Source organism: Cloacibacterium sp. Arc13 (assembly GCF_041431305.1).
Classification (GTDB): Bacteria; Bacteroidota; Bacteroidia; order Flavobacteriales; family Weeksellaceae; genus Cloacibacterium; species Cloacibacterium caeni_B.
In genome coordinates this window covers 16,209-27,381 of the sequence record NZ_JASMRM010000014.1, presented here as the reverse complement: position 1 = coordinate 27,381, position 11,173 = coordinate 16,209, and the positions used below count along the sequence as shown (strand labels likewise).

Sequence of the window (11,173 nt, the reverse complement as noted above, 5' to 3'; positions counted from 1 at the left end):
ATAGAATTTTACTATAATTGTTATTTATAAAAAACTCCCTTATGAAAAAGGGAGCTTTATATATTGAATATCTGAAATTTAATTTTTAAAATAATTTCATTTTAAGTTTAAAATAAACTTTCATCCACAAAATTCGGCAATGTCACCTTCAAATTCGGTTCTGCTTCCATTGCACGTTTTATGGCAAAAATTGCGCCTTCGTTTCTTGCCCAACTTCTTCGGGAAATTCCGTTATTTACATCCCAAAAAAGCATTGATTTTAATCTTCGGTCTGCATCTTCGGTTCCATCTAATAGCATTCCGAAACCGCCATTAATTACTTCTCCCCAACCAACTCCACCTCCATTGTGAATTGAAACCCAAGTTGCACCTCGGAAACTATCACCAATAACATTATGAATCGCCATATCTGCCGTAAAACGGCTCCCGTCATAAATATTAGAAGTTTCTCTATAAGGCGAATCTGTTCCCGAAACATCGTGATGGTCTCTACCCAAAACTACAGGTCCTATTTCTCCTTTTTTGATTGCTTTGTTAAAGGCTTCAGCAATTTTCATTCTTCCTTCTGCATCAGCGTAGAGAATTCTGGCTTGGCTTCCAACTACCAATTTATTTTCTTGAGCTCCACGAATCCAAGTAATATTATCTTGCATTTGTTGCTGAATTTCCACAGGAGAATTTTTCATTAATTCTTCTAAAACTTCACAAGCGATTTCATCGGTTTTTTGCAAATCTTCGGGTTTTCCGGAAGCACAAACCCAACGGAATGGTCCGAAACCGTAATCAAAACACATCGGTCCCATAATATCTTGAACATAACTTGGGAACTTGAACTCTCTACCTAAAGTTGGGTTTTCCGCTAAAACATCAGCTCCAGCTCTAGAACATTCAAGCAGAAAAGCGTTTCCATAATCAAAGAAATACGTTCCTTTTGAAGTGTGTTTATTGATTGCTGCTGCGTGTCTTCTTAAACTTTCCTGTACTTTTTCCTTAAATAATTGTGGATTTTCCGCCATCATCTTATTGGAATCTTCAAACGAAATTCCGACAGGATAATAACCTCCTGCCCAAGGATTGTGAAGCGATGTTTGGTCGCTTCCGATATCGATTTTTAGATTTTCTTGATCAAATTTCTCCCAAACTTCTACCACATTTCCGAGATAAGCCAAAGAAACAGTTTCTTCATTTTCCTGTGCTTTTCTCACTCTAGCAACCAGTTCATCTAAATTTTCATGAATTTCATCAACCCATTTTTGTTCGTGACGAATTTTGGTAATTTTAGGATTTACTTCTGCACAAACCGTAATACAACCCGCAATATTTCCCGCTTTTGGTTGAGCTCCAGACATTCCACCTAAACCAGAAGTCACAAAAAGTCCACCTTTTGGCGATTTTTTAATTTTTCTGAAAGCATTGAGAACGGTAATCGTAGTTCCATGCACAATTCCTTGCGGACCAATGTACATATAACTTCCCGCCGTCATTTGTCCATACTGAGAAACTCCCAAAGCATTAAATTTTTCCCAATCATCTGGTTTTGAATAATTAGGAATCACCATTCCATTCGTAACTACAACTCTTGGAGCATCTTTATGACTTGGAAACAACCCCATAGGATGACCTGAATACATTACCAAAGTCTGTTCATCCGTCATTTCTGATAAATATTTCATGGTCAAAAGATATTGAGCCCAATTTTGGAAAACCGCACCATTTCCACCGTAAGTTATCAATTCATGAGGATGTTGCGCCACAGCATAACTCAAATTATTTTGAATCATGAGCATGATAGATTTCGCCTGTAAAGATTTCCCTGGATATTCTGAAATCGGTCTTGCATACATATCGTAATCTGGACGAAAACGATACATGTAAATTCTACCATATTTCTCTAACTCTTCACGAAATTCTGGCAACAATTCTGCATGAAATTTCGGTTCGAAATAACGTAAAGCATTCTTTAGCGCTAACTTTTTTTCTTCTTCATTGAGAATTTCTTTACGTTTCGGAGCGTGATTAATTTGGGTTTCGTATGGTTTTGGTTGTGGAAGTTCGGTAGGAATTCCTTGTTGGATGAGTTGTTGGAAAGTCATCATAAAATTTGAAATTCAATCTGGTTTTAAAGATACTTTAATTTAAAAATATGAAACAAATTTCTTAAATTAATAAAAGCACTCTAGTTGAATAAATATTTATAATTTAGGTGTAAAATCATCAGGAAGCTTTATCATTAATTTACCTTTTTCAATGGAAAGTGGATTTACATTCTCTTGAAAGGCAATTATAATAGACACTTCATATTTACTCTTAGAAGTATTAATAAACTTATATTCTCTAATAATACTTTTACCAAAAAAAACGAATTCCTTTATTATTCATTTCTTTCATGAAATCAACATAATTTATTAATATTTTAGTTTTATTTGAGTACTCAAGATCTGAATAAAAATCTCCATAGTCTCTAAAATCATCAAATAATTCGCTTACTTTAATTTTATCTAAATCATTTTTTAATGAAGAAAAATCAAAAAAATAAAAATGCGAATTTTGAAGAATTACTTCAATATCACTTTGAGTTTTAATCTCATCAAGAAACTCAATATTATTTATGCTTTTTATGTACTCATGTAAATCCTTTTCAATAGCTGATTCAATCCACAATTCATGATTATCTTTAATACTTTCTATTATTTCAATAGTGAATGTTTCTGGAAATTCATCAATCAACTTATGATCATTTGCACATAATAAAATTAAGTTTTCATACTCATCATAATTCTTTAATTTCCGACTTCTTCCTCTAGGCCCATTCTCTTTTGATGAAACAATATGACATTCTTCGCCAACTATAAAATTTGCATTTTCTAATTCCATTTTGTGTACTAATGGATTTTTACATATTGCGCATCTATTACCTGATTTAGACCACAAAATCTTTCTTGTTTTAACAGAAATTGACATATCTAAAATCTTTTATACACTTCTTCAAAAGGCACTCTCATTCTATCGCCCCAAACTCCTTTTTCATCTCTTATTCCGCATGAAACAATCATGTTCACTTCTGCACCAAAAGGTAAATTGAGAATTTTTTTCACTCTTCTGCTGTCAAAACCTTCCATCGGACAAGTGTCATAACCTTCATTGCTCATCGCTAACATGAAGGTTTGCGCTGTCAAAGCACACGTTTTATGCACTACTATTCTCGCATCATTTTCTGAAACCTGATACGTAATTGGTCTGAAAATCCCAATCACATTGACTAAAATTTTTCTAAAAATGCCAAGAATTCCTAGAAATTTAGAATACAAAAACGGCATTACTTTTCCGTAATACATTTGCCAACGCTTGATTCGTTTTTCTTGTTTTTCGGTAGGCGTATTTTTCAAAACGTTTTGCGTTTCAAGTTCTGCCATTTTTTTGGCTCTTTTTCTGTGCAAATCTTGTCGCGTCACGAAAACCACCATTTGTTTTGCAGTAGTTGCTGCTTCCTGACTTAAACAAGCCACCGCCAATTTTTTCAAAATTTCTGGCTCAGTAACGTGGTAAAATTCCCACAATTGCATGTTAGAAGAATTGGGTGATAAAGTTGCCAATTCTATACAATGTTTCACCTTTTCTGCATCTATTTCTACATTTTGATAATGCCTTACAGAACGGCGGTAATGAACGATATCTTCAAAAGTTTTCATCATGTTTATTTATTTCTATCCTGCAACATCGGCACGAATTTATACGCTCCGAATTCTTCTTTTTCAAATTCCTTTTCAGAAATTTTGGTAAATCTATAGAGAATCTGTTCGTCTGTTTTTCCCATAGGAATCACCATTTTCCCTCCTATTTTAAGTTGCTTTAATAATTCTATCGGAAGAATTTCGGCACCGCAAGTCACCAAAATTTTATCAAAAGGTGCAAAAGTAGGCAAACCCAAAAATCCATCTCCAAAACTTTGAAATTTCGGACGAAGATGCATTTCACGCAGTTTTTTTTTGGCAAAATCGTGTAAATCTTTTTGTCTTTCTACGGTGTAAACAAAAGCATTCATGGTGACCAAAACCGCAGTTTGATAACCGCAACCTGTACCAATTTCAAGAATTTTTTCCTTTTCCTGAACTTCTAACAATTCGGTTTGTTCGGCAACAGTAGAAGGATGCGAAATGGTTTGGTTCGCCGCAATAGGAAATGCCCTGTCTTCATAAGCAAAATCCTCAAAAACACTTTCTAAAAAAAGATGACGTGGAACTTCGTTGATGGCTTTTAACACATTTTCATCTGAAATTCCAATTTTTTCGCGGAGGTATTCTACTAAAATTTTACGTTTTCCTTTATGTACAAATGAGTCCTGCATAAGAGTTGCGAGTTTCGGGATGCGAGTTTTGAGATAAGATTTTGATTAAAACAAAACTACTACAAAATGTTGGAGTTTACAAAAACTCGTCACTCTAATCTGGTAACTCGAACCAAATTTCTTATCTTTACCAAAACAAAATTTCTATGTTAAAGGCAGGTTTAGTAGGTGCTGGTCACCTTGGAAAAATTCACTTAAGACTTCTTAATCAATCAGATAAATATGAACTCGTAGGTTTTCACGACAAAGATGTAGAAAACGGAAAAAAACTAGAAGCAGAGTTCGGATACAAATATTTTGAAAATTTTGATGATTTATTGGCGGAAATAGACATGTTAGACATCGTTACTCCTACAGTTTATCATTACGATTACGCCATGAAAGCCATAGAAAAAGGGCTTCATTTTTTTATAGAAAAACCAGTAACCCAAACACTAAAACAAGCGGAAGAAATTCTCTATAAATGCAGAGAAAACGGCATAAAAGCACAGGTAGGTCACGTAGAAAGATATAATCCTGCGTTTATCGCTACCAAAGATTTCATTCAAAATCCTATGTTCATCGAAATTCACCGATTGGCAGAATTTAATCCAAGAGGAACAGATGTTTCGGTGGTTCTGGATTTGATGATTCACGACTTGGACATTTTGCTTTCTATTGTAAAATCTAAGGTGAAAAACATTCACGCAAGTGGAGTTTGCGTGGTTTCTAAAACACCGGATATTTGCAATGCGAGAATTGAGTTTGAAAATGGTTGCGTAGCGAATCTTACCACTTCTAGAATTTCGATGAAAGCGATGAGAAAATCTCGTTTCTTCCAACAAGATGCCTATATTTCTGTAGATTTTTTGGAGAAAAAAGCAGAAGTCATCAGAATGAAAGAAGCGCCAGAACATCCTACCGATTTTGACATGATTATCGAAAATGCAGATGGCGAAAAATCTCAAATTTTATTTGAATATCCTAACATTCAACCGAATAATGCTATTTTAGACGAGCTAAATTCTTTTGCTGATGCAATTAATGAAAACCGTGAAGTAGAAGTTTCATTAGAAGACGGAACAGAAGCGCTAAAAGTGGCTTTGGAGATTATGAAGTTGATTTCGTAAATTGAATGGATGATGGAAGTTTTTAAATCAAATAATAACATTTTTTGAACTCATATATGAAAAACATCGTTGTAATAGGAGCTGGAACCATGGGAAACGGAATTGCCCATACTTTTGCTCAAACTGGTTTTAAAGTAAATTTGGTAGATGTTTCACAGGAAGCATTAGATAAAGGAATTAAAACCATCACTACCAATTTAGACAGAATTATTGCAAAAGGTAACCTTACCGAAGAACAAAAAGCAGAAACTCTTGGAAATATTACTACTTTCACAGCGCTTTCTGATGCTTGCGGAAACGCAGATTTAATCGTAGAAGCGGCAACAGAAAACCAAGATTTGAAGTTGAAAATTTTCAAGCAAATGGATGAATTGGCGCCAGAAAATTGTATTCTCGCTACCAATACTTCATCTATTTCTATCACTAAAATTGCTTCGGCTACAAAGCGTCCTGAAAAAGTAATCGGAATGCACTTTATGAATCCTGTTCCGATTATGAAATTGGTAGAAATCATTAAAGGCTACTCTACTTCTAAAGAAACTTTTGATGCCATTTTTGAAATGTCTAAAACTTTAGGAAAAGTTCCTGTAGAAGTGAACGATTATCCTGGTTTTGTGGCGAATAGAATTCTTATGCCAATGATTAACGAAGCAATTGAAACCCTTTACAACGGAGTTGCTGGTGTAGAAGAAATTGATACCGTAATGAAATTGGGAATGGCTCATCCGATGGGACCGCTTCAGTTGGCAGATTTCATAGGATTAGACGTTTGTTTGGCAATTCTCAATGTTATGTATGACGGATTCAAAAATCCTAAATACGCTCCAAATCCACTATTAGTAAATATGGTCACTGCAGGAAAATTAGGCGTAAAATCTGGCGAAGGTTTCTACGACTATTCAGAATCTAAAAAAGCAGAAAAAGTAGCGAAAATGTTTGCGAAATAAACCTTAACCTAAATCCTTCTCCTAAAGGAGAAGGACTTTATTATGCGAAACCGAACTCAAGAACAATATTTAAAAATCTCAGTATTTGTCATTACTTTGGTGATGATTGTTTTGCGTTTTTTGCTCAACGAAAAAGGAAGAGTCACACCAGATTCTATCCGTTTTATGAGACAAGCGCACGTTTTTCCAGAAATCGACAACACTACTGCTCCACTGCTTTATCCTTTATTTATCAAAATTTTCACTGTGTTTACAGATGAATTTTGGTCAAGTAAAATTGTAGGAATATTGTGTTATCTTTTCATGGTGTTTTTCGCTTGGAAAAAGAAATTCTATTGGCGAGAAAGTCTTTTAGTTGGGGCTTTATTCTCTATGATTTCCTTGTTTGCAGCTACACTTAGCGAAACATTATTCTTGCCCTTTTTATTCGTATTTTTCTATGTGGCAAGAAATGTTTTATTGGAGAAATATTCTAAAATTCTGAGCGTTTTCTTATTGAGTCTATCCGTTATTTTGCTGTTTAACATTCGTTATAGCGGTTTGTTTTTCATGGGTGGATTATTTGCTTTCGGAGTGCTGAATTACAAGAAAAGTTTTGCGAAAATTTACATCATTTCGAGTATTATCGGATTCGCTTTTGTAGCAGGTTATAAATTCTTCTTTATTGATGTTTTTAACCAAAATTACGTCAATAAATTTCTAGAAATTGGCTTAAAACCCACTTCATTGCTCGTAAAAGAGTTCTTTTTAGCCATAGGAACGAGTTTCAATCCTTTCATACATATTCTCAATCCTAATGGTGGAATTCTGAATGTAGGAATTCTGGGAATTGGCTTTTTGAATATTGCATTTTTTACCTTTATTTTCATCAATAATAAACTTTCGGCAACAGAAAAGATGATGGTTTTCTTATCGGTTTTCGGAATGATTTGTTCGTTTTTGATTCAGTATTTTTATCAAACAGATGCTTTAGATTATCGTTTATTGGCGCCGTTTACTTTCGGAATTTGGCTGGTTTATTTCAAAAAACTTCATCAAATTTTCGGAAAATTGGTTTTTGCCATCGCTTTTTTAAGTTTAATGACAGGTTTTGTGTTCAGTTGGCTTTCCAGAGGTAATTATTTGGAAAACAGAAAACTAATGAAGGAATTTTTGGTTAAAGAAAATCTTATGGACAGTAAAATTTACTATTACCGACCAATTAAAGACGAAAATTTCAGCAGTTCTAAAATTTCTGAAATCATCAGCACCATCAACCCAAGAGTTTACATCACCGAAAAGCCTGAAGATTCTTTGAAAAAAGAAGTTTTAACAAAATTTAAGATAGAATCTAAAGTGAAAATGAACAAAAACAAATTTCAATAAATAAATTTCATTAACTTTGTACTTAAGAAATTAAAATTCTAAAAATATGAAACTCCCTAAATTTTTAATGGCAGATAATTCTGAATTTCCAGAAGATTTATTTGTAGTACACACAGAATACCCAAGATTCATCCTAAACGTAGAAGAAGAAGAGGTAGAATGGTTAGATGATCTAGAAGGTGACGACGAAGAAACCATCGCTAACGAAGCTACTCAAGTAGTAGAACAAGCATTCAAATGGTGCGACGAAGAGTTAGCTAAGTATGATGACGAAGAAGATGAAGACTAAATCATAAAAAAATCCTCGAAGTAATTTCGAGGATTCTTTTTTATTGTTTCTTAAATTTCAATAGCAATAAATTATCTTTATAAAGTTCTAAATAACCTTCATTTACTACATATTTATTCACTTGTTCTAACACTGTGAAATAACTTTGCTCCGTCATCATATTATCACAAGCCATTTTAGTAGCTCCTACATTTCCTACATCAAAAGTCCCATTTGAAGCGGTAATCACCACATCAGAAAAATAGTTATTGCAACCACCATTTCCTGTAATTCTCTTTCCTTCTATCACTAAAGTAGGTGCTTTCGCTCCTGAAAAATTATTATCTACCAAAGTCCATTTTGTATTGGCTACAGATTCTTGTTTAGAACCAATTTTAGAAATCGTAGCACATGAAATCACAGTTGTAGAAATCACAAGTGCCCAAAATATTTTTTTCATATTCTAAAAATTTATCTTTCAAATGTAAGAAAAAAGTCGAGATTTCTATTCTCATCTCGACTTAAATTTTTACTAAATTATCTTAATTCTGCGTTGAATTCTTTTTGGAAATTCTTAATCAGCGAGTTCATTACTTCTGTAATTTCTTTGTCTTCTAAAGTTTTTTCCTCGTTTAACAATTCGAAACTCATTGCGTAAGATTTCTTGCCTTCTGGTAAGTTTTTTCCTTCATAAACGTCGAATAGATTGATATTTTTAAGGAATTTAGATTTATTTTTTCTTGCCGAAGCATACAAATCTGCATAAGAAACATCTTTATCTACCAATAACGCTAAATCTCTTCTGATTTTATTGAATTTCGGAATATCTACGAATTTGAAATTATCTGTTTTTCTAAGCGCTTGACACGTTTCTAACTCAATTTCTGCATAGAAACAATCTTGGTCTATATCAAACTCTTTCAACAGTTTAGGAGATACTTTTCCTAACCTGGCAATGGTTTTTCCATTTGCTGTAATTTCTAAAGCATCACCGAATCTTTCATCTTCTAAAGATTTTTCTTCTGTAACTAGATTTAATCGATCAAGAAGTACTTTTACATAAGCTTTTAACATGTAAAAATCAGAGGCAGATTTTGGCATCAACCAGTTTTCTGCATACGTTCTACCAGTTGTAAGCAATGCTAATTGTTTTCTTTCTTCATACTTTTTTTCCCTTTGGTCAAGATACGCTTCGCTTGATTCGAACTTGTGATAAATTTTACCCAATTCGAAAAATTTGATGTCTGGATTTTTACGGTTGATATTGTATACTGCATTTCCTAAAAGCCCTTCTAATAAAGATTTTCTCATAAAAGCTAAATCTCCACTCAAAGGATTCAAGAGTTTTACAGCATTGGTTTCATCTTTTACGCTGGTTAATGAATTGTTCATCACTTCATTGAAACCATTGCTCTGAAGCGTTCTTGCCCAAGAATTTTCTAATTCATCCTGGTCATTTACACTTAGTTTTACTGGAGTAAATGCTATTTTTTGAGGTGCATCTACTTTATTATAGCCGTAAATTCTAAGAATTTCTTCTATTACGTCTATTTCTCTGGTAACATCTGCTCTATAAGCTGGAACAGACAATTCTAAACCATCTGGAATATCATTAAGAACAGAAATTTCTAGAGATTTTAAAATTTCTTTTACTTTTTCTCTGTGAATTTTAATTCCTAAAATTTTATCGAGTTGAGAATATCTAAAAATAACTTTAGTGTCTTCTATTTTTTTAGGATAAAATTCTAAAAGATTTCCTACTTTTTTACCACCTGCAATTTCTTCGATCATTTTGATGGCATGAGTAATCGTAGTTCTGGTATTGTTAGGGTCTACTCCACGTTCGAAACGGAAAGAAGCATCCGTATTTAAACCATGAGCTTTAGCCGCTTTTCTAATCGCTACAGGATTGAAATATGCAGATTCTAAGAAAATTGTGGTGGTAGATTCAGAAACGCCACTGTCATTTCCTCCGAAAACCCCACCAATACACATTGGCTTATTGTTTCCGTCTTTAATCATGATTTCTGAACCATTAAGCGTTCTTTCTACTCCATCAAGAGTTACAAACTTAGTTCCTGCATCATTTACGCCTACTTTTACTTTTTTACCAGCAATTTTATCTGCATCAAAAGCATGAAGTGGCTGACCAAAACCATGTAAAATATAATTGGTAATATCTACTACATTATTAATTGGCGAAAGACCAATCGCTTTTAATCTGTCTTTCAACCATTCTGGAGATTCTGAAATTTTTACATTTTCGATTACAGCACCAATATATCTTGGGCATAATGCATCATCTTCTACTTCTAGTTCAAAACCATGTTCTCCTTCTGTATTCACTAAAGCTGTAGAAACTTTCTCGAATTCAGATTTTAAACCATTGGTTGAAAGAAAAGCATGTAAATCTCTTGCTACACCATAGTGAGACATCGCGTCTGTTCTATTTGGTGTTAAGCCGATTTCGTAAACCTCATCATTGGTTAAATTAAAATATTTTGAAAAAGGTTCTCCTACTTGGTAGATTTCTTCGTCTAGAACCATAATTCCGCCGTGATCGTCTGAAAGTCCTAATTCATCTTCTGCACAAATCATTCCTTGAGATTTTTCTCCACGAATTTTTGCTTCTTTCATTTCGAAAGCACTTCCGTCTTTAGCATAAATTTTAGTACCAATTACAGCAACAGGAACGGTTTGACCAGCAGCAACATTAGGAGCGCCACAAACAATTTCTAAAATTTGGCCACCACCAATATCTACAGTAGTTTTTTTGAGTTTATCTGCATTAGGATGTTGTTCGCAAGTCAAAACTTTACCTACTACAATTCCTTCTAAACTGCCTTTTACAGATTCAAATTTTTCTATTCCTTCTACTTCAAGACCAATATCTGTAAGAAAAGCACCAATTTTATCTGTTGCTAAATCTGTTTTGATAAAGTCTTTTAACCAATTGTTTGAGATTTTCATTTTTTAAAAAGATTTGAGATTTGAGATTTGAGATTTGAGATATCAAAAAACAAATAACTTTTATAAGTTTGCAAATATCGTGATTTTTTGAGAGATTAGGAAATTTTAAATGTTCTTTTGTCTTGATACAAAAGAACCAAAAAATCAAGACTGCACTTTCTTCGGCTAA

Annotated in this window: 10 protein-coding genes; 4 read left to right on the top strand and 6 right to left on the bottom strand. The window is 33.5% G+C overall.

The genetic code is table 11. The annotated features are described in order from the left end of the window. Nucleotides 1-107: 107 nt before the first annotated feature. The 4 genes from QO190_RS10375 to QO190_RS10360 form a co-directional block, all read right to left on the bottom strand. Nucleotides 108-2,093, bottom strand: coding sequence for a urocanate hydratase (locus QO190_RS10375; protein ID WP_371461829.1), 1,986 nt, complete (start codon nt 2,091-2,093; stop codon nt 108-110). A 253-nt stretch (nt 2,094-2,346) separates the two neighbouring features. Continuing rightward, complete coding sequence (locus tag QO190_RS10370) at nt 2,347-2,961, bottom strand: HNH endonuclease (protein WP_371461672.1); 615 nt, start codon at nt 2,959-2,961, stop codon at nt 2,347-2,349. A 2-nt stretch (nt 2,962-2,963) separates the two neighbouring features. Further along, nucleotides 2,964-3,692 (bottom strand): nitroreductase family protein, encoded by a 729-nt coding sequence (locus tag QO190_RS10365; RefSeq protein WP_371461671.1) that lies wholly within the window; start codon nt 3,690-3,692, stop codon nt 2,964-2,966. 2 nt (nt 3,693-3,694) lie between these two features. Further along, complete coding sequence (locus QO190_RS10360) at nt 3,695-4,345, bottom strand: protein-L-isoaspartate(D-aspartate) O-methyltransferase (RefSeq protein WP_371461670.1); 651 nt, start codon at nt 4,343-4,345, stop codon at nt 3,695-3,697. A gap of 146 nt (nt 4,346-4,491) precedes the next feature. Here QO190_RS10360 and QO190_RS10355 point away from each other — a divergent pair, with 146 nt between their 5' ends. The 4 genes from QO190_RS10355 to QO190_RS10340 are packed head-to-tail and all read left to right on the top strand — an operon-like array spanning nt 4,492 to nt 8,055. Beyond that, nucleotides 4,492-5,454 carry a Gfo/Idh/MocA family protein gene (locus QO190_RS10355; RefSeq protein WP_069796860.1) on the top strand — a complete coding sequence of 321 codons (963 nt, stop codon included), beginning with the start codon at nt 4,492-4,494 and terminating at the stop codon, nt 5,452-5,454. Nucleotides 5,455-5,510: 56 nt separating this feature from the next. Then, the gene (locus tag QO190_RS10350; RefSeq protein ID WP_371461669.1) at nt 5,511-6,401 is read left to right on the top strand and encodes a 3-hydroxybutyryl-CoA dehydrogenase; all 891 of its coding nucleotides are present in this window, start codon (nt 5,511-5,513) and stop codon (nt 6,399-6,401) included. Nucleotides 6,402-6,443: 42 nt separating this feature from the next. Beyond that, nucleotides 6,444-7,766 carry a hypothetical protein gene (locus tag QO190_RS10345; protein WP_371461668.1) on the top strand — a complete coding sequence of 441 codons (1,323 nt, stop codon included), beginning with the start codon at nt 6,444-6,446 and terminating at the stop codon, nt 7,764-7,766. Between the two features lie 46 nt (nt 7,767-7,812). Beyond that, on the top strand, nt 7,813-8,055 hold the full coding sequence (locus QO190_RS10340; RefSeq protein ID WP_069796870.1) for a hypothetical protein: 243 nt from the start codon (nt 7,813-7,815) through the stop codon (nt 8,053-8,055). Between the two features lie 40 nt (nt 8,056-8,095). Here the strand turns inward: QO190_RS10340 and QO190_RS10335 are convergent, their stop codons facing one another. Together QO190_RS10335 and pheT are read right to left on the bottom strand one after the other, a co-directional pair. Further along, nucleotides 8,096-8,494 (bottom strand): META domain-containing protein, encoded by a 399-nt coding sequence (locus tag QO190_RS10335; protein ID WP_371461666.1) that lies wholly within the window; start codon nt 8,492-8,494, stop codon nt 8,096-8,098. A gap of 77 nt (nt 8,495-8,571) precedes the next feature. Further along, complete coding sequence (gene pheT, locus QO190_RS10330) at nt 8,572-11,004, bottom strand: phenylalanine--tRNA ligase subunit beta (protein ID WP_371461664.1); 2,433 nt, start codon at nt 11,002-11,004, stop codon at nt 8,572-8,574. Between the last annotated feature and the right edge of the window lie 169 nt (nt 11,005-11,173).